This is a genomic window from Rhodococcus sp. DMF-1 (assembly GCF_021441945.1).
Classification (GTDB): domain Bacteria; phylum Actinomycetota; class Actinomycetes; order Mycobacteriales; family Mycobacteriaceae; genus Rhodococcus; species Rhodococcus ruber.
The window spans coordinates 3,055,994-3,077,366 of the sequence record NZ_CP090442.1; the positions used below are offsets into that span (position 1 = coordinate 3,055,994).

At 71.8% G+C, this 21,373-nt stretch carries 22 protein-coding genes; 14 read left to right on the forward strand and 8 right to left on the reverse strand.

The features are described from left to right. Window position 1: 1 nt before the first annotated feature. Together hutH and LZP97_RS13945 are read right to left on the reverse strand one after the other, a co-directional pair. Window positions 2-1,549, reverse strand: coding sequence for a histidine ammonia-lyase (gene hutH / locus LZP97_RS13940; RefSeq protein WP_048772209.1), 1,548 nt, complete (start codon window positions 1,547-1,549; stop codon window positions 2-4). 150 nt (window positions 1,550-1,699) lie between these two features. Next, complete coding sequence (locus LZP97_RS13945) at window positions 1,700-2,320, reverse strand: PadR family transcriptional regulator (protein ID WP_234574684.1); 621 nt, start codon at window positions 2,318-2,320, stop codon at window positions 1,700-1,702. Window positions 2,321-2,443: 123 nt separating this feature from the next. Between LZP97_RS13945 and LZP97_RS13950 the strand changes: the two genes are divergently transcribed. The 6 genes from LZP97_RS13950 (at window position 2,444) to LZP97_RS13975 (ending at window position 8,545) form a co-directional block, all read left to right on the forward strand. Continuing rightward, a complete protein-coding gene (locus LZP97_RS13950) occupies window positions 2,444-2,956 on the forward strand; it encodes a DUF1707 SHOCT-like domain-containing protein (RefSeq protein ID WP_048772206.1) in 513 nt (170 codons plus the stop codon). Between the two features lie 54 nt (window positions 2,957-3,010). Next, window positions 3,011-3,478, forward strand: coding sequence for an SRPBCC family protein (locus tag LZP97_RS13955; RefSeq protein WP_048772203.1), 468 nt, complete (start codon window positions 3,011-3,013; stop codon window positions 3,476-3,478). 74 nt (window positions 3,479-3,552) lie between these two features. Continuing rightward, window positions 3,553-4,266 carry a phosphatidylserine decarboxylase gene (locus LZP97_RS13960; protein ID WP_010592213.1) on the forward strand — a complete coding sequence of 238 codons (714 nt, stop codon included), beginning with the start codon at window positions 3,553-3,555 and terminating at the stop codon, window positions 4,264-4,266. A gap of 59 nt (window positions 4,267-4,325) precedes the next feature. Then, a complete protein-coding gene (locus LZP97_RS13965; protein ID WP_003937424.1) occupies window positions 4,326-5,177 on the forward strand; it encodes a CDP-alcohol phosphatidyltransferase family protein in 852 nt (283 codons plus the stop codon). Window positions 5,178-5,198: 21 nt separating this feature from the next. Then, a complete protein-coding gene (locus LZP97_RS13970) occupies window positions 5,199-7,376 on the forward strand; it encodes an AAA family ATPase (RefSeq protein WP_048772200.1) in 2,178 nt (725 codons plus the stop codon). A 2-nt stretch (window positions 7,377-7,378) separates the two neighbouring features. Beyond that, window positions 7,379-8,545, forward strand: a complete 1,167-nt coding sequence (locus tag LZP97_RS13975; RefSeq protein ID WP_119699960.1) for a hypothetical protein — start codon at window positions 7,379-7,381, stop codon at window positions 8,543-8,545. Between the two features lie 11 nt (window positions 8,546-8,556). Here the strand turns inward: LZP97_RS13975 and LZP97_RS13980 are convergent, their stop codons facing one another. After that, entirely contained in the window at window positions 8,557-8,979 is a 423-nt protein-coding gene (locus tag LZP97_RS13980; protein WP_048772195.1) for an NUDIX hydrolase, read from the reverse strand. A gap of 231 nt (window positions 8,980-9,210) precedes the next feature. On the opposite strand from LZP97_RS13980, the gene LZP97_RS13985 reads away from it, so the two are divergent. From LZP97_RS13985 to mnhG, 6 genes are read left to right on the forward strand one after another with little or no spacing between them, the layout of a single operon-like run. Then, entirely contained in the window at window positions 9,211-12,042 is a 2,832-nt protein-coding gene (locus LZP97_RS13985) for a Na+/H+ antiporter subunit A (protein WP_017681293.1), read from the forward strand. After that, complete coding sequence (locus LZP97_RS13990; protein ID WP_010592218.1) at window positions 12,039-12,647, forward strand: Na(+)/H(+) antiporter subunit C; 609 nt, start codon at window positions 12,039-12,041, stop codon at window positions 12,645-12,647. Before LZP97_RS13985 ends, LZP97_RS13990 begins: the two co-directional genes overlap by 4 nt. Next, window positions 12,644-14,233, forward strand: a complete 1,590-nt coding sequence (locus tag LZP97_RS13995; RefSeq protein WP_010592219.1) for a Na+/H+ antiporter subunit D — start codon at window positions 12,644-12,646, stop codon at window positions 14,231-14,233. The genes LZP97_RS13990 and LZP97_RS13995 overlap by 4 nt, the downstream gene beginning before the upstream one ends. Continuing rightward, entirely contained in the window at window positions 14,230-14,796 is a 567-nt protein-coding gene (locus LZP97_RS14000) for a Na+/H+ antiporter subunit E (RefSeq protein WP_010592220.1), read from the forward strand. Before LZP97_RS13995 ends, LZP97_RS14000 begins: the two co-directional genes overlap by 4 nt. Then, on the forward strand, window positions 14,793-15,050 hold the full coding sequence (locus LZP97_RS14005) for a monovalent cation/H+ antiporter complex subunit F (RefSeq protein WP_010592221.1): 258 nt from the start codon (window positions 14,793-14,795) through the stop codon (window positions 15,048-15,050). Before LZP97_RS14000 ends, LZP97_RS14005 begins: the two co-directional genes overlap by 4 nt. Then, window positions 15,047-15,379, forward strand: coding sequence for a monovalent cation/H(+) antiporter subunit G (gene mnhG, locus LZP97_RS14010; protein ID WP_010592222.1), 333 nt, complete (start codon window positions 15,047-15,049; stop codon window positions 15,377-15,379). The genes LZP97_RS14005 and mnhG overlap by 4 nt, the downstream gene beginning before the upstream one ends. Window positions 15,380-15,410: 31 nt before the next feature. On the opposite strand, the gene LZP97_RS14015 is transcribed toward mnhG, so the two are convergent. The 5 genes from LZP97_RS14015 to LZP97_RS14035 all read right to left on the reverse strand — a co-directional run bounded on the left by LZP97_RS14015 (window position 15,411) and on the right by LZP97_RS14035 (window position 19,665). Next, a complete protein-coding gene (locus tag LZP97_RS14015) occupies window positions 15,411-16,742 on the reverse strand; it encodes a phosphatase PAP2 family protein (RefSeq protein WP_048772191.1) in 1,332 nt (443 codons plus the stop codon). A gap of 64 nt (window positions 16,743-16,806) precedes the next feature. Then, on the reverse strand, window positions 16,807-17,928 hold the full coding sequence (locus tag LZP97_RS14020; protein WP_010592224.1) for a glutamate--cysteine ligase: 1,122 nt from the start codon (window positions 17,926-17,928) through the stop codon (window positions 16,807-16,809). A gap of 79 nt (window positions 17,929-18,007) precedes the next feature. Next, window positions 18,008-18,658: a superoxide dismutase family protein gene (locus tag LZP97_RS14025; RefSeq protein WP_010592225.1), complete on the reverse strand. Its 651-nt coding sequence runs from the start codon at window positions 18,656-18,658 to the stop codon at window positions 18,008-18,010. Window positions 18,659-18,717: 59 nt separating this feature from the next. Next, entirely contained in the window at window positions 18,718-19,257 is a 540-nt protein-coding gene (locus LZP97_RS14030) for a LytR C-terminal domain-containing protein (RefSeq protein WP_010592226.1), read from the reverse strand. A 48-nt stretch (window positions 19,258-19,305) separates the two neighbouring features. Next, entirely contained in the window at window positions 19,306-19,665 is a 360-nt protein-coding gene (locus LZP97_RS14035) for a DUF3263 domain-containing protein (protein ID WP_017681288.1), read from the reverse strand. A gap of 134 nt (window positions 19,666-19,799) precedes the next feature. Here LZP97_RS14035 and LZP97_RS14040 point away from each other — a divergent pair, with 134 nt between their 5' ends. Both LZP97_RS14040 and LZP97_RS14045 read left to right on the forward strand, forming a co-directional pair. Then, window positions 19,800-20,396, forward strand: a complete 597-nt coding sequence (locus LZP97_RS14040) for a peptide deformylase (RefSeq protein WP_010592228.1) — start codon at window positions 19,800-19,802, stop codon at window positions 20,394-20,396. A 7-nt stretch (window positions 20,397-20,403) separates the two neighbouring features. Beyond that, entirely contained in the window at window positions 20,404-21,372 is a 969-nt protein-coding gene (locus LZP97_RS14045; RefSeq protein ID WP_017681287.1) for an N-acetylglutamate synthase, CG3035 family, read from the forward strand. The last annotated feature ends 1 nt before the right edge of the window (window position 21,373 follow it).

Sequence of the window (21,373 nt, forward strand, 5' to 3'; positions counted from 1 at the left end):
ATCAGTCCAGCGCCCCGATTGCCGCCTCCGCCGCGGCGACGAGTTCCCCGCTCGCGGCGAGCCGGACCGCGACGTCGATCTCGGGACCGAGCCGCCGGTCCGGGCCGGACCCGGCCACGTACCGGCGGAGTGCGGCGACGACAGCGCCGGTCCCGGGCGCCGGAGCAAGCGGGGCACGCAGGTCCAGGGCGCGCGCCGCGGTCAGGGCCTCGATGGCCAGGACGCGGGTCAGTGCGTCGAGGCTGCGGCGCAGCTTGCGGGCAGCGGACCAGCCCATCGACACGTGGTCCTCCTGCATGGCCGACGACGGAACGGAGTCGACACTGGCCGGCACGGCGAGGCGTTTGAGGTCGGCGACGAGCGCGGCCTGGGTGTACTGGGCGATCATGTGCCCGCTGTCGACGCCGGGGTCGTGGGCGAGGAACGGCGGCAGGCCGTGGCTGCGGGCCACGTCGAGCAGCCGGTCGGTGCGGCGTTCGCTGATGCTCGCGACGTCGGCGACGACGATCGCGAGGAAGTCGAGGGCGTACGCCAGCGGGGCGCCGTGGAAGTTGCCGTTCGATTCGATCCGGCCGTCGCCGGTGACGACGGGGTTGTCGATCGCGGAGGCGAGTTCGCGCCCGGCGACCTGCTCGGCGTGGGCGAGGGTGTCGCGGGCCGCTCCCGCGACCTGCGGGGCGCACCGCAGCGAGTAGGCGTCCTGCACCACCGGGCAGTCGGGGGTGCGGTGGCTGGCCACGACGGCGGAACCGGCGAGGAGCCGGGTCATGTTGGCGGCGGCCACCGCCTGGCCGGGGTGCGGCCGCAGGGCGTGCAGGTCGGCGGCGAAGACCCGGTCCGTGCCGAGCAGCGCTTCGGTGCTCATCGCGGCCGTGACGTCGGCGAGCCGCAGCAAGGCGCGCAGATCGTGGCACGCGAGGACCAGCATGCCCAGCATCCCGTCGGTGCCGTTGACGAGGGCGAGTCCTTCCTTCTCGGCGAGCACGACGGGATCGAGGCCCGCCGCGGCGAGAGCCTGTGCGGCCGGTACGAGCCTGCCCGCGGCGTCGCGGACGTCGCCCTCGCCGGTGAGTGCGAGGGCCACGTGGGCGAGGGGCGCGAGATCCCCGGAGCAGCCGAGGCTGCCGTGCTCGGGCACCACCGGGGTGATGCCCGCATTCAGCATCGCGGCGTAGGCCGTGGCCGTCCCGGGACGGACCCCGGTGTGCCCGGTGGCGAAGGTCGACAGGCGCAGCAGCATCATCGCGCGGACCACCTCCCGTTCCACCTCGGGGCCGGTCCCGGCGGCGTGGGATCGGATTATGCTGCGCTGCAGATCGATTCGTGATTCCGGCGGAATGTGGCGGGTGGCGAGCGCGCCGAAGCCGGTGGTGATGCCGTACGCGGCCCGGGGGTCGTGGGCGAGCGCGTCGACCACTGCGCGGGCGGCGCCGACGAGAGCGAGCGCCTCCGCGGAGATCCGGACCGGCACACCGGACCGCGCCACGCGCAGGACGTCGTCCGCGGCGACGGGACCGACCCCGACGACGACCTCCCCGGCCACGGTCACCTCCCGATCGATACGCGCTATCCGGATTGTGTCCCGGGCACCGGCCGGTGCGCCGCGGAATCGCGGCGACAAGGCCGGCCGGGTGACCGAGGCAGGTCCGGTTCGATCGGGGGCGCGGTCGCCTGCCTCGGGTTCACACGGCGTCCGGGTTCACGAGTCCGCCCCCAACGAGCCCTCGACCCGGTCGAACCACTCGAGCACGGCTCGTTCGTAGACGATGCCGAAGTCCAGGGTCGCCGACGAGTACGGGTCCGCACCGAACTCGGCGGCCGCGCGCTCGTAGTCGGCGAGCCGGCGTTGGTGGGCGACACGGTGAACGGCGAGCATCTCGGCCAGCCTGCCGGGGGGCAGGTGCCTGCCGAACGCGACGGTGAGCAGCAGCGGGTAGCGGATGTTCTCCGGCCCGGGTTCGCGTTCGATCCACTCGGCGAACGCGGCCCGGCCGGCGCCGGTGAGCGCGAACGGCTTGCGGTCGCGCGGGCCCACCTCGCCGGCCTCGACCAGACCGGTCCGTTCCATCGCGGCGAGTTCGCGGTACACCTGGCTGGTCGTGATCGACCAGAACTTCCCGATCCGCTCCTGCGCGGTCACCACCAGGTCCCACCCCGTCTTCGGCCCTTCGTGCAGGAATCCCAGCAGCGATGCCGCGGTGGCATTGAGCGGGCGCGCCGCGGTGGCCTCGAGCGGGCGCGCCGCAGTGGCATCGAGCGGGCGCGCCGCGGGGACCTCGTGCGGACGGGCCGCGGGGACCTCGGACGGGCGATCGGCCATATTCGGCACCTTCCAGGGGGTTGACATTCCACTGTGGCATATCCACCATGGTGATAGCGACCTTCCATTGTGGAACCTCCATCCGCAGACCCTCGGTCGCTTCGACCCCTCCGGGAGGCAGCGATGGACTACGCCGACGGCATCCGCATCTCCGACTCCGAACGCGAACGCCTCGTCGACGAGCTGGGCCGGCACCTCACCGCCGGCCGGCTCACGATCGGCGAGTTCGACCAGCGCGTCGGAGCGGTGTACCGATCCGTCACCACCGACGAGGCGCGCCGCGTGCTGAGCGACCTTCCCGCAGCACCCCCACCCGCCCCCGCACCCGTCCGCGCCCCGGCTCGCACTCCCGCCCGCACCCCCGCCCGCACCGCAGCCCCCCGACTCCCCGCGCATCAGCGGATCGAGTGGGCGGCGTGGGCTGCAGCCGGGACGATCAACCTGGTGATCTGGGCGATCGTGTCGATCGCCGTCGGCGCGACGGTGTACCCGTGGCCGATCTGGGTGATCGGACCGTGGGGACTGGTACTGCTCGGCCGAACGCTCGCCGGTCGAGAGGGCACCACCCTCCCGAGGGGCCCCGGCCTCGACGGGCGGCACACCCTCCGGTGGTGCGCATCACAAACTCGGCTATGATCGACGGGAATTACTTGTAACTCGCGGTTACGCGAAGGATCAGGGAGGACCCCCGTGTCGAAGACCCTCGAAGCCACCGTCGAGATCACCGCATCGCCGCAGCAGGTGTGGCAGGTGATCTCCGACCTGAAGCGGATGGGCGAGCGGAGCCCGCAGTGCCGGAAGATGGTCGTCCTCGGCGGACCCGTCGGCGCGGGGACCAAGACGATCAACATCAACCGCAAGGGCCTGCTCGTGTGGCCCACCACCGCCAAGGTGCTCTCGTTCGAGCCGGGCCGCCTGCTCCGCTTCCGGGTCGCGGAGAACGGCACCGTCTGGTCGTTCGCGCTGGAACCGACGCAGACCGGCACCCGCGTGATCCAGAGGCGGGAAGCCCCCAACGGCACCAGCAAGGTCTCGCAGTTCCTCATCGACAAGGTTCTCGGTGGCGCCACCGCCTTCGACGACGACATGGTCGTCGGCATGAACGCCACCCTCGCGCGCATCAAGCGGGAGGCGGAGGGCGCGGCCCTCGCCCGGTGACCCTCCTCGCGTAGGCTGTGAGAGCCCGCGGGCCGCACGCCCGCGGGTCACACCGCGCGACACTAAGAGGAGCCGTGGCCCGAAAGCCCACACCCCCCGGAACCCCACCGCCCACCAGCGTCGAACACGTACTCGAACTGGTCCGGAAGACGATTCCACCGCTCCACCCGGCCGGCATCCCCTTCGTCGCCGCGCCCCTCGCCGTCGCGGCGCTCGGCCGCAACCGCAAGTGGATCCGTCGCGCCGGCCTCGTCTCGGCCGCCGCCACCGCCGGGTTCTTCCGGCACCCGCACCGGGTGCCGCCGAACCGGGTCGGCGTCGTCGTGGCGCCCGCCGACGGGGAGGTGGCCCTCGTCGACACGGCGGTGCCACCCGCCGAACTCGAGATGGGTACCGAACCACGGCCGCGGGTGAGCATCTTCCTTTCCGTGCTGGACGTGCACGTCCAGCGCAGTCCCGTCGGCGGCACCGTCACCAAGGTCGTGCACCGGCCGGGGCAGTTCCTCTCGGCCGATCTCGCCGATGCCAGCGAAGTCAACGAGCGCAACAGCATGCTGCTCGAGACCCGCGACGGAGCCGACGTGGCCGTCGTCCAGATCGCCGGGCTGCTCGCCCGCCGCATCGTGTGCGACGCCCAGGTGGGTGACACGCTGCCGATCGGCGACACCTACGGCCTGATCCGTTTCGGTTCCCGCGTCGACACCTACCTGCCCCCGGGCAGCACTCTCCTCGTCGAGCGCGGGCAGAAGACGATCGGCGCCGAGACCGTCATCGCTCAGCTCCCGTGAGCCGGTCCGCAGCATCCCAGGCAGCCCCGGAACGCAGACGCCGCGGGCGTCCGCAGGCCGTGCGGCTGCTGCCGAGCGTCATCACGATCCTCGCGCTCTCCGCCGGCCTGTCGGCGGTGAAGTTCGCCCTCGACGGCCAGTTGGGCACCGCGCTGGGCATGATCGGTGCGGCGGCCGTGCTGGACTCCCTCGACGGGCGCATCGCCCGCCTGCTCGACGCCACCACCAAGATCGGCGCCGAACTGGACTCGTTGTCCGACGCCGTCGCGTTCGGCGTGGCGCCGGCCCTCGTGCTGTACGTGACGCTGCTGGACGGCAGCCCCTTCGGCTGGATCGTCGCCCTGCTGTACGCGGTCAGCATCGTGCTGCGCCTCGCCCGGTTCAACACGCTGCTCGAGGACGACACGGTGCCCGCGTACGCACGCGAGTACTTCGTCGGCGTGCCGTCCCCCGCCGGTGCCCTCGTCGCCCTGGCACCGGTCGCCGCGCACGTCCAGTGGGGCGACGGCTGGTGGGACTCCTACCCGGTGGTGGCCGTCTGGACGTTGCTCACCGCCGCCCTCGTCGTCAGTCAGATCCCGACCCTGGCGATGAAGTCGGTGTCCGTCCCGCCGCGCTACGCGGTGGTCCTGCTGGTACTCGTGGCGGTCGCGGCGGCCGCGCTGGTCACCTACCCGTACGTGCTCATGCTCGTCCTCGTCGGCCTGTACCTGGCGCACATCCCGTTCGCGGTCCGTTCCAAGCGCTGGGTGGCGGCGCGTCCGGAGACCTGGAACATCAAACCGTCCGAGCGGCGCGCCCTGCGCGCCGAGCACCGCGCCCTGCGGCCCCGCCGGGTCGGGATCCGGCGCGCCCCCCAGCCCCGGCAGTCCGCCGCGCGGCTCGGTCTGCGCCGCCCCCGCGGACGCTGACGACGCTCTAGGCTCGGCGGGGTGAGCAGCCCCCAACTCGCATTGACCGTCCGTCTGAACACCTCCGCGGCCGATGCACGCCGCGGCGTGGTCCGCGTGCACCCGGAGGTGCTCACCGCGCTGGGCCTGCGCGAATGGGATGCGATCGGCCTGATCGGCGGGCGTCGCACCGCGGCCGTCGCCGGCCTCGCCCCCGCCGGCACCCCCACCGGCACGATCCTGCTCGACGACGTGACACTGTCCAACGTGGGGCTGCGCGAGGACGCCACCGTCCTCGTCGGCCCGGTCGTCGTCCGCGGCGCCCGGACCGTCGCGGTCACCGGATCGGCGCTCGCCACCCACACGATCGACGACGTCACGCTGCGTCAGGCACTGCTGGGCAAGGTCCTCACCGTCGGCGACGCGGTGTCCCTGCTGCCCCGCGACCTCGGACCGGGCACGAGCACCGCCCCCACCACCCGCACGCTGTCCCGCACGTTCGGGATCGCCTGGACCACGGAACTGCTCACCGTCACCGCCGTCGACCCCGGTGCACCGGTGAGCGTGCAACCGAACACCGCGGTGCGCTGGGGCAGCGCCCCGGCCGGACGACTCGTCGCCGAGGCCCCGGACGCCGTGCGGTCGGTCCGGGCCCCGGCTCCCGCACCGCCGCCGCCACCGGTGGAGGACCTCGTCGGCGTGCAGACCCAGGCCGGCAAGCTCTCCGAGTGGCTGAAGCTGGCCCTCGACGAGCCCGAACTGCTGCGCACCCTCGGCGCCTCCCCCCACCTCGGGGTGCTGATCACCGGGCCCGCCGGGGTCGGCAAGGCCACCCTCGCCCGCGCGGTGCTCGCCTCCCGTCGCGTCGTCGAACTCGACGGGCCCGGGGTGGGCGCCACCGCCGCCGACGACCGGCTGCGCCGGGTCACGGCCGCCGTCGCCGACCTGGCCGCCGGCGGGGTCCTGCTGGTCACCGACATCGATGCCCTGCTGCCCGCGGACCCCGAACCGGTGTCGGCGCTGATCCTCGACCAGTTGCGCCGCGCCGTCGACACCGTCGGGGTTGCGCTCGTCGCGACCACGGCCCACCCCACCGAGGTGGATGCGCGGGTCCGGTCCCCCGAGATCTGCGACCGGGAACTGGCCCTGCCGCTGCCCGACGGCGCCACCCGCCGCGCCCTCCTCGACGTGCTGCTGCGCCGGGTGCCCACCGGCGACCTCGCCCTCGACGCCGTCGCCGCCCGCGCACCCGGCTTCGTCGTCGCCGACCTGGCCGCCCTGTGCCGGGAGGCGGCCCTGCGGGCGGCGGCGCGGGCGAGTCGCGACGACACCGAGCCGAAGCTGACCCAGGACGACCTGCTCGGTGCCCTCGAGGTGATCCGCCCCCTGTCGCGGTCGGGCACCGAGGAGCTGGCCATCGGCAGCGTCACTCTGGACGACGTCGGCGACATGGTCGACACCAAACAGTCGCTCACGGAGGCGGTGCTGTGGCCGTTGCAGCACCCCGACTCCTTCGCGCGCCTCGGCGTCGAGCCGCCACGCGGTGTGCTCCTCTACGGGCCCCCGGGGTGCGGCAAGACCTTCCTGGTGCGGGCACTGGCCAGCTCGGGACAGCTCAGCGTGCACGCCGTCAAGGGCGCCGAGCTGATGGACAAGTGGGTGGGTGCCTCGGAGAAGGCCGTGCGGGAGCTGTTCCAGCGGGCCCGCAACTCCGCACCGGCACTGGTGTTCCTCGACGAGATCGACGCGCTCGCCCCCAGGCGCGGGCAGAGCTCCGACTCCGGGGTCACCGACCGGGTGGTGGCCGCGCTGCTCACCGAACTCGACGGGGTCGAACCCCTACGCGACGTCGTGGTGCTCGGCGCCACCAACCGGCCCGACCTGATCGATCCGGCTCTGCTGCGCCCCGGCCGGCTCGAGCGGCTGGTGTTCGTGCCGCCGCCGGACGCCGAGGCCCGCGCGGCGGTGCTGCGCACCGCGGGCCGGTCGGTGCCGCTGGCCGACGACGTGGACCTCGGCGCCCTCGCCGCCGACCTCGACGGGTACTCCGCGGCGGACTGTGCGGCGCTGCTGCGGGAGGCGGCGCTCGCGGCGATGCGCCGCAGCGTGGACGCCGCGGCGGTCACCGCCGACGATGTGGCGACGGCACGGAAGGCGGTGCGCCCCTCGCTGGACCCCGCACAGGTCGAACACCTGCGCGCCTACGCCGAGGGACGCTGACGATGCCGGCGGTGACGGTGCGGGTGGACGAACCCGTCGCGGGGCTCGCGGCGTTGTGTGCGGGCGCTCTCGCCGGCTTCGCCGTGTCGGCGGACGTGGTGGCGCTCCCCGCCGGCACCGGCAGCGCGGCGGCACCGATCGTGTTCGCGGTGGCGGCGGTGCTGGCGGTCGCGGGGCTGCAACGCTCCGGCTCGCGCCGCACGGCGTGGCTGCTGGCGACCGGCTGCACGGTGGTGCTCGCAACGGTGCGCTTCGCGGTGCCGGCCGCCGACGTCGACACCCTCACCGCGCTGGACCTGACCGGGGCGGGGGCGGCCGGGATCCTGCTGGGGGCGGCGGTCGCCGCGGCGTGGGGGGAACCGATCGGGCAGTGGGCGGTGGTCGCCGGGACGTGGGCGGTGTTCCTCGTCGCCGGTCCGACGGGGACGTCGCTGCAGTCGTCGGCGCTGCCGTCGCCGCTGCAGTGGCCGCTCGCCGTCGGGGCCGGAGCCGTGGTGCTCGCCGCGCTCGTCGCGGGGCCCGGAGCCCGGGTGCAGCGGCCGGATGCCCGGCTGCCGATCGTCGCGGTCGGAGCGACCGCGGTGCTCGTCGTCGGTCTGCACGTGCTCGGAGGCTGGGTGGGCGAGCACGCGGCAGGGGCGTGGATGTGGCCGGTCGCCGTCGGCGCGCTCGCCGCGACGGTGCTCGGCGTCGAGGCCGTCGCGCGTGTCCTGCCCTTCGCGGACGGCCGGTTCCCCGTCGCCGCGCTCGGGGCGACGGCCGCGGCGTACCCGCTCGTCGACGATCTCGCCGGGACGGAAGTGTCCGCGTGGGTGCCCGCGACCGGGCTGCTGGCCGTCGCGGCGGGAGCGGCGCTGGCGTGGCGGGTGCCGCGGGTCGACCTGGGACTGGGGGTGGCCCTGATCGTCACGCTGACCGTTGCGCTGTGGCCGGGCGTCGGGGCGGACGGCCCGCAGCTGCTGGTGCGCGTCGCACTGGTCGCCGCGGGTACCGGTCTCGCGCTGGGAGCGGCGCTGCCGCGGGCGGCGCCGGTCGCCGCGATGGGTCTGGCGCTGCCGTTCGCGGCGGCCACGGTCGCCGCGGTGGCGGCCCTACCCGCCGACCAGCGGATGCTCACCGGTGCGCTGGTCGCAACCGGCGCGGTGTGTGCCTGGCGCTGCCGGGGTTGACGTCGCCGCTCTCACCGGGCCCGGACGAGACCGAGGGCGTGCAGGTGCTCGAACACGAGCATCGAGCCCGGCGCGACCTCGGGGAGGGCGGCGTAGTCGGCGACCGTGAACCAGCCGAGCTCGGCGATCTCCGCCGCCGGACGCGGTTCGCCGGCGAGTTCGGCCGTGAAGCAGGTCATGTGCAGTCGGGTGCCGGGCGGATGGCCGAACGCGTCGGCCTCGAAGATCCCCACCTCGGCCACGGTGCCGTCGACGAGGTCGACGCCGAGTTCCTCGCGGATCTCCCGGTGCAGGGCCTGCTCGGGCGTCTCGCCGGGGTCGATCTTGCCGCCCGCCATGTAGAAGGTGGTCTTGCCGACGGAAAGGGTCTGCAAGAGGCGTCCGTCACGGACGTACGCGAGCGCGGCGGTACGGATCGAGCCGGTGTCGGGCATGGAGGGACTCTACGATAGGAGGCGGACGCCTGGGCGTCGACGGTCCGTTCGCAACGTTGCGAACGATGCCGGTAGACTTCGGGCCAATCCGATTTGTCCATTTGCACGGCAGCGCGTGTGCCGGGGCTTTCCCGGTTCCGCGCAGTTCGGGCATCGTCCCCTGCGGGCGGGGCCCACCAATTGCAAGCCTGTTACACCCCGCCGCCAGGCCCGACCCCGACGGAGTGCCTTTTGCTCGCCATACTCATCGCTCACGCGGTCGCCACGCTCGTCGCGCCGCCTCTGGTCAGAGTCATGGGGAGAAATGCGTTCCTGCCGCTCGCGCTGGTGCCGCTGGCGAGTCTCGGCTGGGTGATCGGCAACTGGAGCACCGAACGCACCCTGCAGATCGCCTGGGCTCCGGGTCTGTCGATGAACATCGACATGCGCTTCGACTCCCTCGCAGCGATCATGTCGGCGCTGGTGCTGGGCATCGGAGCGCTCATTCTGCTCTACTGCGCCCGGTACTTCACCGACGACGAGCCCCGCCTGGGGATCTTCGCCGCCCAGATGGTCGCCTTCGCCGGGGCCATGTTCGGTCTCGTGACCAGCGACAACATGCTGGTTCTCTACATCTTCTGGGAACTGACGACGGTCCTGTCGTTCCTGCTCGTCGGCCACTACGCGGAGCGGGCGTCGAGCCGCCGCGCGGCCACCCAGGCCCTGCTCGTCACCACCGCCGGCGGCCTCGCCATGCTCGTCGGCGTCATCGTGCTCGGGCAACTGGTGGGCAGCTACAACCTCTCCGACGTGATCGCGGCCGCCCCGAGCGGCTGGCTGGCCGGGGTGGGCATCGCCCTGGTGCTGGTCGGCGCCCTGTCGAAATCCGCGGTGGTACCGCTGCACTTCTGGCTGCCCGGGGCGATGGCGGCCCCGACGCCCGTCTCCGCGTATCTGCACGCCGCCGCGATGGTGAAGGCGGGCATCTACCTGGTCGCGCGGCTGGCTCCGGCGTTCGCCGATGCGGCGCCCTGGCGGCCCATCGTCGTCACCCTCGGCCTGGCCTCGATGCTGCTCGCCGGTTGGCGCGCGTTCCGGGCCTTCGACCTGAAGCTGATCCTGGCCTTCGGCACCGTCAGCCAGCTCGGCTTCCTCATCGCGCTCGTCGGGATCGGCAGCCGGGAGGCAGCGCTGGCGGGCATGGCCATGGTCGTGGCCCACGCGATGTTCAAGGCCTGCCTGTTCATGGTGGTGGGCATCGTCGACCACGGCGCAGGCACCCGCGACATCCGCAAGCTCGCGCACCTCGGGAAACGGACGCCGTTCCTCGCGGCCGTCGCGGCCGTCGCCGCGATGAGCATGGGCGGGTTGCCCGTGTTCATCGGGTTCGTCGGCAAGGAGGCCGCCCTCGAGGCCGTGCAGGTGACGACCCTGCTGAGTCCGGGCGCGCGGATCGCGGTCCTCACCGCGATCGTCGTCGGATCGATCCTCACCCTGGCATACAGCATCCGTTTCGTGTGGGGCGCCTTCGGACGCAAGCAACTCAAGCGCCCGAGTCCGGCCGTGCAGAGCTTCCACGAGCCGGGGCCACTGCTGCTGTTCTCTCCGACCGTCCTGGCGTTCGGCGGGCTGGCCGCCGGACTCGCCGCGCCGTGGATCGACACGCTGCTCTCCCCCTACGCGGACACGCTGCCCAGCACCCTGGACAAGCCGTACCACCTCGCGCTGTGGCACGGCGTCGGACTCCCCCTCGTGCTGACTGCCGTCGTCGTGGTCGGAGGAACCACGCTGTACCTCGCACACCGCACCATCTCGCGCCTGAAGTTCGAACGTCCGATGCTCGGCAACGCCGACCGCATGTACGACGAGACGTTGCGGCTCATGGACACCGTGTCGATGCGTCTGACCGGCTTCCTCCAGCGGGGATCGCTGCCGTTGACCCAGGCGACGATCCTGGTGACGCTGGTCCTGCTCCCCACGATCCTGCTGTTCGTGTTCGGTGTCGCGGAACGTCCCCGGCTGCGCTGGTGGGACAGCCCGTTCGAGTTCGTGGTGGTGCTCGCGATCATCGGCGGTGCCCTCGCCGCCGCGATCATGCGCAACCGGATCGCCGGCGTGCTCGTCGTCGGCCTCACCGGATACGGCTGCGGCCTGCTCTTCGCCTTCCACGGCGCCCCGGACCTCGCGTTGACGCAGGCGCTGGTGGAAACCCTGACGCTGGTGATCTTCGTGCTGGTGCTGCGCAAGCTGCCGGCCGAGAACCGGCACGTCGCCGGGAACCGCCTCCGCCGAGCCCTCCTCGGGGTGGCCGTCGGCGCGACGGTCACCGGAATCGGGGCCTTCGCCGTCGCGGCCCGCAGCACCGAACCGATCGCCCTGCTCCTCCCGCAGGCCGCCTACGAGTTGGGCGACGGCAAGAACGTCGTCAACGTCCTGCTCGTCGACATCCGGGCGTGGGACACCCTCGGGGAGATCTCGGTGCTGCTCGTGGCCGCGACGGGCGTGGCGAGCCTGGTCTTCCGTACCCGGCGGTTCGGAGCGGCCCCCCGGGTCGCCGACGCCCCCGCCGCGCAACTCGATGCCGTGGCCGCCAGCACCGAGACGACCTGGCTCCGGGGTGGGGACCTGATCGATCCGCGACACCGGTCGCTGATCCTCGAGGTCACGACCCGGCTGGTCTTCCCCACGATGATGGTGTTGTCGGTGTACTTCTTCTTCGCGGGCCACAACGCCCCGGGCGGCGGCTTCGCCGGTGGGCTCACCGCCGGCCTGGCTCTGGTGCTGCGCTATCTCGCCGGTGGTCGCTACGAACTCGGCGAGGCCGTCCCGATCGACGCGGGCAAGATCCTGGGCCTGGGCCTGACCTTCTCGGCGGGCACCGCGCTCGTCTCGTTGTTCCTCGGGGCGCCCGCGCTCTCCTCGGCGACACTCGAACTCACTCTGCCCCTACTGGGAGACGTCAAGATGGTGACCGCCCTGTTCTTCGATCTCGGTGTGTATCTGATCGTGGTCGGCCTGGTGGTCGATGTGCTCCGCAGCCTCGGGGCCCGGCTCGACGCCGAGATCGTCGGTGAACGCCGATGACCGTCAACCTGACGCTGCTCATCGCCACCGGGGTGCTCGTCGCCTCCGGGGTGTACCTCCTGCTCGAGCGCAGCATCATCAAGATGCTGCTCGGGCTCCTGCTGATCGGCAACGGCATCAACCTGCTGATCATCGGGCTCGCCGGTCCCGCCGGCGAACCGCCGATCATCGGATTCGGCAACGAACTCCACGAGGAGATGGCCGATCCGCTCGCGCAGGCGATGATCCTGACCGCCATCGTCATCACGATGGGTGTCGCGGCGTTCGTGCTCGCCCTGACGTACCGGTCCTTCACGCTCAGCGCGCGCGACGAGGTCGAGAACGACCCCGAGGACACCAAGGTGTCCCAGCGCCGGACGCGCGCCGACGCCCCGGACCGGGACCGCTCGGACGATCCGGTCACGGGCGAGCCGAGCAAGATCGGCGACGCCTTCGATTCCGCCGGCAACCCCATCCCCCTCGAGGAGCTGACCAACATCGAGGATCTCGAGTGCTACGAGGACCTGCACGACGGGGACTTCGACGACGAGACCGACTCCGCCTACAGCGACGGTGAGCCGGCACGCGGAGACGATGCGCCGTCCCCGCGAGGAGGGACCCGATGACCCTGTCCGCAGCCGCCCTCATACCGCTGCCCGTCCTCATTCCGATGCTCGCGGCGGCCACCACCCTGATCCTGGGGCGCCGGCCGCGTGCCCAGCGTGCCGTCACGGTCGTATCCCTCGTCGCGGTGCTCGTCGTGGCGGGCCTGCTGCTGTATCTCGCGGATCGGGACGGCATCGCGACGTTGCAGGTCGGCGGGTGGGAGGCGCCCATCGGGATCACGCTGGTCGTGGACCGTCTGTCCGCCCTCATGCTCGTGGTGTCGGCGATCGTGCTGCTCGCCGTCATGCTGTACGCGGTCGGTCAGGGCATCCACGACGGCACCGAGCAGCAACCCGTGTCCATCTTCCTGCCGACGTACCTGGCGCTGACGGCAGGCGTGTGCAACGCGTTCCTGGCGGGAGACCTGTTCAACCTGTTCGTCGGGTTCGAGGTCCTCCTCGCCGCGTCCTTCGTGCTGCTCACCTTGGGGGCGAGCGCCGACAGGGTGCGCGCCGGCGTCTCGTACGTGATGGTGTCGATGGTCTCGTCGCTGATCTTCCTCGCGGGGATCGCGCTCGCCTACGCCGCCACCGGCACGTTGAACCTGGCTCAGATGTCCCTGCGTCTCGACGACGTGCCCGCCGGCACGCGGGCGGCGATCTTCGGAGTCCTCCTCGTCGCATTCGGTATCAAGGCCGCCGTCTTCCCCCTGTCCTCGTGGTTGCCCGACTCCTACCCCACCGCCCCGGCACCGGTCACGGCCGTGTTCGCCGGCCTGCTCACCAAGGTCGGTGTGTACGCGATCATCCGCACGCACACCCTCCTGTTCCCGGGCGGGGAACTCGACGACGTCCTGCTGATCGCCGGCCTGCTCACGATGCTCGTCGGCATCTTCGGGGCCATCGCGCAGAACGACATCAAGCGCCTGCTGTCGTTCACCCTCGTCAGTCACATCGGTTACATGGTGTTCGGCATCGCCCTGTCGACACAGGCCGGGCTGTCCGGCGCGGTGTACTACGTCGCGCACCACATCCTCGTCCAGACCACCCTCTTCCTGGTGGTGGGGCTGATCGAACGCCAGGCCGGATCGGCGTCCCTGCGTCGTCTCGGCGGGCTGGCCCTGGCGAGCCCGCTGCTGGCGATCGTGTTCCTGGTCCCGGCCCTGAACCTGGGCGGCATCCCGCCGTTCTCCGGATTCATCGGGAAGGTCGCTCTCCTGCAGGCCGGCGCATCCGAGGGCTCCGTACTGGCGTGGGTGCTCGTGGCCGGTGGCACCGCCACCAGTCTGCTCACCCTCTACGTGGTGGCCCGCGTGTGGACGAAGGCGTTCTGGCGCGCGCGTGCCGACGCACCCGAGGGCGACCTCGCCGACACGGCGCCGTCCGCCCTGCTCGACCGCTCCGAGGAGGACATCGCCTTCGGCGACCGGGCGGACGTGGGACGCATGCCCCCCGCGATGCTCGTCCCGACGGTGGGTCTCGCGCTCGTCGGCCTCGGTCTCACCGTCTTCGCCGGGCCGCTGATCGACATCAGCGATCGTGCCGCGGAGAACCTACGCGACCGCTCCGTCTACGTCGAGGCGGTCCTGGGAGGAGTCCCCGAATGACCAGTCGCGCATCGCTGCTCCGATTCCTCGTCCTTGCCTGGATGGTCCTGGTCTGGGTGCTGCTGTGGGGCACCTTCTCCGTCGCGAACGCCCTCAGCGGCCTCGTCGTCGCGTTGGCGATCATGTTCCTGCTGCCGTTGCCGAGGGTGCCCGTCGAGGGCCGGGTCCACCTGTTCTCGTTGCTCAAACTGGCGCTCGTCATCTTCGGCGACACGATCAGGAGCACCGCGTCGGTGGCCTGGCTGAGCATCAGGCCGGGACCCGGTCCACTGACCGGGGTCCTGCGCTGCCGGCTGATCATCAAGTCGGACCTGGTCCTCACCCTGTGGACCGACATCATGAACAACATCCCGGGAACCATGGTGCTCGAGATCGACCGGGTGCGACGGATCGTCTACGTGCACGTCCTCGACCTGAGCAGCGACCGGGCGGTGGCCGAGTTCTACCGGTCGGCGCGCCGGATCGAGCGGTTGCTGATCTCGACGTTCGAACGGAACTCCGAATGGCAACCCAGTCCCTGGTACCGGGACCGGACCTCGGCGAACGTGGAGGACATCGCATGACCGTGCTACTGGCAGTGTCCGGCGTGCTGCTGGCGTCGGCAGCCGCGCTGCTGATCTTCCGGGCTCTGGCCGGACCGAGTTCCCTCGATCGGCTGGTGGCCATGGACTGTGTCCTGGCCCTCACGCTGTGCGGGATCGCGGTGTGGGCCGTCTACAGCCGCGACACCAGCATCGTTCCTGCGCTCGTGGCCTTCTCCCTGGTGGGCTTCATCAGTTCGGTGTCCATCGCTCGCTTCCGGGTGCGTGACGAATGATCACGGACATCCTGGAAGTGGTCGGACACATCCTCATCCTCCTCGGCTCGGCGGTCTGCCTGGCCGGGGCGATCGGCGTCGTGCGCTTCCGCGACACCCTGGCACGCATGCACCCCGCCACGATGCCGCAGGTGGTGGGCGTCCTGCTCGTGCTGAGCGGGGCCATCCTCAACCTGCGCGGGAGCGTCGACATCTGGATGCTGGTGCTCGCGTCGATGTTCATGGTGCTGACCGCACCGGTCGTCGCGCACCGGGTGGGCCGGGTGGCCTACCGGGAGCAACTCGGTCGCGACGGCCTCCCGATGCCGGAGGAACTGCCCTCGGAGTGACGTCCACCCGGCCCTCGGGTCGACGCCGACGTCACGCGGCCTCGTTCGTCTTGTCCGCCCGGGACGGTGCACCGGATCCGGATCGAGCGCCCTCGGGGTACGCGCCGGTGCCCGCGAACGTGACGTGGAAGGCCACCGCCACCACCACCAGCGAACCGATCAGCAGGGGCCCGGCGAGCAGCGCGTGCTCCGCCATGAGGTGCGGCAGGTACCGGTAGGCCGCCAGCTGCGCGGCCAGCACCGCCGTACCGCCCGCGACGAGCCTGATGCGGAACCAGCCCCATCCGCGGTCGGGGTCGCGCAGCGCCGCCTCGAGTGTCAGGCACAGCACCGCGCCGGAGACGAGGTCCACGCCGTAGTGGTAGCCGAAGCCCAGCGTGGCGGCGAGCGTGCACCCGAGCCATCCGGTGCCGAGGAGCCGCAGCCAGCCGGGGCCGCCGCGGGTGTGCAGGAACAGCGCCAGCGCCCACGCGGTGTGCAGGCTCGGCATGCAGTTGCGCGGGGTGATCGTGTCGAACGGGATCGGCTGCGGGTCGGGATTCCACGGCACCGCACCCGGCCAGAAGGTCCCCACCTGCCAGCCCTCACCGTGGTCGCCGAATGCGAAGATCGGGCCCACCACCGGGAACAGCATGTAGATCAGTGGGCCCACCAGGCCGATGAGCAGGAAGGTGCGCACCAGGTGGTGCGCGGGCCAGGGGCGGCCCCCGCCGACGTGGCGGAGCTGGTAGACAGCGACGACGATCGCCGCGACGGGCAGTTCGATGTACACCCAGTGCAGCACGGCGTACACCCCGGGCCCGAGCCATTCGAGGACCTGACCGGCCAGCCACGACGGATTGCCCAGCGCGTGGTCGGCGAGCTGGACGTACTCGTCGAGCACCTCCGGCCGGGTCCGCGCGGTCAGCTCGAGCCAGGTGTCGCCGATCTTGACGGAGAGCACGAGCAGCACACCCAGGGCGACGCCGCGCAGCGCACCTCGCCGGGGGCCGCCCTGCAACGCGACCGCGGCGTATCCGGCGAGCAGCACGAGCACGATCGTCGGCCCGTTCCCCGCCGTCAGGGGTCCACCGGTGAGGTACCGCTCGGCCGCGAACGCCGCGTCGAGCAGCACCGCGGCAGTGAGGGAGACGACCCGCAGGCGCGTGGTCAGCCCCACCATCGCCAACGCGAGACCGGCCCACGGCACGGACGCCGACGTCGGGACGCCGACGACGTCACCGACGAGTCCCGGGATGGGCCCGGGGAACCCGCTGTACCGCGCGACCGCCTCGGCCACGAGGACCCCGAGAATCGCGCCGATCAGAGCGAGGGGAACGAACAGTTGCGGCACATGCGCCGGCTGCGCCTTCGGGCGCTCCACCTCTCGGATCGACACCGACACATGGTAAACAGCGCGTGAACTGCGCGGGAACGCGGCTGCCGGATCAGGCCCGCAGTTCCTCCACCAGCGAATCCACCACGGCGACGAGGTCGCCGCCGGTCTGCTCGGCGATCCGGCGTTGCCGCTGGTAGGAGGCACCCCGCACGGGGATCTGCGCCACCTGGGCGAGTTCGTCCGCGCAGCCGAGCCGCACTGCCGTGGGGGTGAGCTGTTCGAGCAGGTCGTTCAGGTCGTCGGTGACGAGGCGTTCATGGCACACCGGGTCGAGGATCACCTCGGCCTCGAGGCCGTAGCGGGCGGCACGCCACTTGTTCTCCTTGACGTGCCACGGCTGCAGGGTGGGCAGCTGCTCGCCCTGCTCGAGCCGTTCGTCGTAGTACACGACGAGCGAGTGCACGAGCGCGACGAGGGCGGCCAGCTCGGCCTTGTTGGTGATGCCGTCGAACACCCGGATCTCGATGGTGCCCCACCTCGGCGACGGACGGATGTCCCAGTGCATGCCGCCCGGTTTCGTGATGACGCCGGACTTGAGCTGATCCTCGATGAAGCTCTCGTACTGTGCCCAGCTCTCGAAGTGGTAGGGCAGCCCGGCCGTCGGCAGCTGCTGGAACATCAGGGCACGGTTGCTCGCGTAACCGGTGTCCACGCCCGCCCAGATCGGCGAGGACGCCGACAGCGCCAGCATGTGCGGGTACTTCACCAGCAGCGCATTGAGGATCGGGATGACCTTCTCGGCGGAGGAGACACCGACGTGGACGTGCACCCCCCAGATGAGCATCTGCCGGCCCCACCAGCGGGTGCGCTCGATCATCTCGTCGTAGTCCGGGGACCGGGTGACGACCTGGTCGGTCCACTGCCCGAACGGGTGGGTGCCGGCGCAGATCAGATCCACACCCGCAGGATCGGCAGCCGTGCGCAACAGGTCGAGGGACTCGGCGAGGTCGTCGACGGCCTCGGCGACGGTGTCGTGCACATCGGTGACGAGCTCGACGGTGTTGCGGAGGAACTCCTTGGTGAGCCGCGGGGTCTGACCGGCACGCCGCTCGACCGCGTCGAAGACGACGGCGGCGGTGTTGGACAGGTCGCGGGTCTTCTTGTCCACCAGCGCGATCTCCCACTCGACGCCGAGGGTCGGGCGGGGCGAACCGGGAAACGGTACGGGCACGAGTCGATCCAACCACAGGGCCCCGGTGACCGTCGCCGGTCGCCGGGGCCCTGTGGATGGCAGTGTCGGGAGGTCGCCGTCAGGAGACGACGCCGCAGGCGAGACGCTCACCCGCGGCGGTTTCCTGGTGGACGACGACGGCGGTGCCGTCCCCGCCCTGCAGGTCGTCGAGGGTGAACTCCTCGGTGGTGACGGTCAGCGACCCGGTGCCGTCCTCGCGCACCACGACCGCGCCGAGGTCCCCGCTCTCGGGGACGCTGGTGTTGCCGCCGGCCTGCAGATGCCCGCCCGCGGACAGGTAGTTGCCGGGCTCGCCTCCGGTCGGTGCGGTGGAGTTGGTCTCGCACTTGCCGACCTCGTGGACGTGGACGCCGCGGTAGCCGGCCGGCATGCCCTCGAGGTCGACCGTGACCTCGATACCCCCGTCGACCTCGGTGAAGGTGACCGTGCCGGCGGCCTCGCCGGCCGGGGTCCGCAGTTCGGCGGAGTTGTCCGCGCCGCCGCCGTGGCTACCCGATGCGCCCGCCGTGGCCTCGCCCGGGACGGCGCCGCCGCCGTGGGCCTCGTCGGCACCTTCCGGGGCGGGGGAACCCGTCCACACCGGCGGGGTGGTGCCGGGGGTGTCGCTCGGCTCCTCGCTGTTCGAGCACGCGCTCAGGCCCACCGCAGCGATCGCGACGATCGGGGCCAGGGCACGCCAGGACATGCGACGGGTGGAACTCGAGGCCATCAAACCGCTCCTTCGAAGTGGCGAAAAGTCACCCGATCATAACCGGGCGGCGGACGCCCTCACGGTGAGGTGACGATGACGATGACCCCGGGCGCGGAGTCCTCGATCCCGGCGAAGCGCGGCTGCGCCGTCACCCCCAGCGCCTCGGCCACCGCCTCGGCGGTCTGCCGCTCCCCCGGACCCGTGCCGTAGTACACGGACGTGGATTCGATCACGCCGTCGCTGTAGTTGCCCGTCTCCGAGACGGTGAATCCCTCGTCCTCGAGCAGGCCGGCCGTCTGGGCGGCGAGCCCGGAGACGTTGCTGTTGTTGAACACCCGTACCGGTGCGGCGGCAGTCCCGGGGGAGGTGGTGGCGGAGACCGTCGTCGTCGCGCCGGCGGTCGTCGTCCGCGCCGAGGTCGCGGCGAACGGCGCCGACGTCACGGAGGTGGTCGCCGGCGCGGCGGCCGGTTCGGTCGCAGGCTCGGGAGCAGAGCCCTCGGAATCGGAGCTTCCGAGCGAGGCCAGGCCGAGGCCCGCGAAGAGGATGGCGAGAGAGATCAGCACCATCGCGAGCGCTCGCAGCGGCGGACCCGACGATTCCGAGGTTGTGCTCACGCTGTCGACCTTAGTTGCCGCGTCCGCCGGAGCACCGTCGTACTCGCACTACGTGGTGATCTCGAACCCGAGCCGGCGCGCGGCCCGGGCCTTCTGCCGGCTCGCGCGCAGGCGCCGCAACCGCTTGACGAGCATGGGGTCCGCCGCCAGGGCCTCCGGCCGGTCCACCAGGGCGTTGAGGACCTGGTAGTAACGGGTCGCGGACAGACCGAAGAGCTCCTTGATCGCCTCTTCCTTGGCACCCGCGTACTTCCACCATTGCCGTTCGAAAGCGAGGATGTCGCGTTCGCGGCGAGACAGACCGTCCGTGCCCGCCGGATCCACGACGGCGGGGTTGTTCTCGGCGTGGTTGCTCCGGTCGGAAACCTGCTCGGATTCGTTACCGATATGCGCTGCTGCGCCGTCCATCTCACTCCTCGACTGCCTCGAATCACACCGGCATCCGATCGGACCCGGGTGTTTCCGAGGGCAATTCAACCACGGTGGTACGACAGGTACCGGCTCAACGGACGGGCGAGTCCCGCCCACTATCCTCTTGCACCATGGCAATACTTCCGATCCGGATCGTCGGTGACCCCGTCCTGCATCACCCGACGAAACCGGTCACCCAGTCGCCGGCCGAACTGGCCCAGCTGATCGCCGACATGTACGAGACGATGGACGCGGCGAACGGCGTCGGCCTGGCCGCCAACCAGGTCGGAGTCGACCTGCGGCTGTTCGTCTACGACTGCCCCGACCTGGACGAGTCCGGCACCGTGGTCCGCCGCCGCGGCGAGGTGATCAACCCGGTGCTCGAGACGTCGGAGATCCCCGAGACCATGCCCGACCCCGACGACGACGTCGAGGGATGCCTGTCGGTCCCCGGCGAGCAGTTCCCCACCGGGCGCGCCGAGTGGGCGAAGGTCACCGGCACCGACGCCCAGGGCGACCCGGTCGAGATCGAGGGCCACGGCTTCTTCGCCCGGATGCTGCAGCACGAGGTCGGCCACCTCGACGGCTACCTGTACGTCGACAAGCTCATCGGTCGCAACGCCCGGGCCGCGAAGAAGACCATCAAGCGGGCCGGATGGGGCGTGCCCGGCCTGAGCTGGGTGCCGGGAACGGTCGAGGACCCGTTCGGCCACGACGACGAGGACTGACGCCCCGGTGACGACCGAGCAGCCCGTGCCCGTCGGCACCCGGGTGGTGCTGCGCTACCGGCTGCCCGCCGGGTACAGCCACCCGATGACCGACGTGATCGGGGAACTGGTCGCCCTCGACCCGGCCGTGGTGGTCCGCACCGCCGACAGCCGTCTCGTGCAGGTCGCGCCCGACGCCGTGGTGGCGCTCAAGGCACTCGGCGCCCGCCCGATCCGCACCGGCGAGATCCGCGCCCTCGAGAACGCCGCAGCCGCCGCCTGGCCCGGGCTCGAGCAGGGGTGGATCGACGGTTGGCTCCTGCGGGCCGGCGCCGGCTTCACCGGTCGTGCGAACTCCGCCACGCCGCTGGGCGACCCGGGCACGGTCGCGGACCCCCTCGACCCGGACGTGCACGCCCGGATGCGCGGGTGGTTCGCGGAACGGGGCCTGCCGCTGCGGCTCCTGCTGCCGGACCGGCTCGCGCGCATCCCGCACGGATGGACCCCGAGCGACGAGGTGCAGGTGCTGGCCGCCGACCTCGACAACGTGCCACTGCCCGGTGTCACCACCCCCGTGGCCGTGAGCCCCCGCCCGGACGCCGGCTGGCTGTCGCTGTACCGGTATCGCGGTGCTCCGGTGCCCGCCGAGGGCCGGGCGGTCGTCGAGTCCGTCCTGGGCGGCGCGCTGGGGTTCGGCCGTATCGGCAGCGACACCGCGACCCTGGCGATCGCCCGTGCCGCGGTCACCGATGCCCCCGACGGGCGGCGCTGGGTGGGGCTGACCGCCGTGGAGGTGGCCGCCGCACACCGCCGGCGCGGCCTCGGCACGCTCGTGTGCGGCGCCCTGCTGCAGTGGGGACGCGACCACGGCGCCACCCACGCATACCTGCAGGTCGCAGCGGACAACGACGCCGCCCGGGGCCTGTACCGGGCGCTCGGATTCGTCGAGCACCATCGCTACCGGTACGCGACGGAACCTGTCCGCCCGCTCGCCTAGA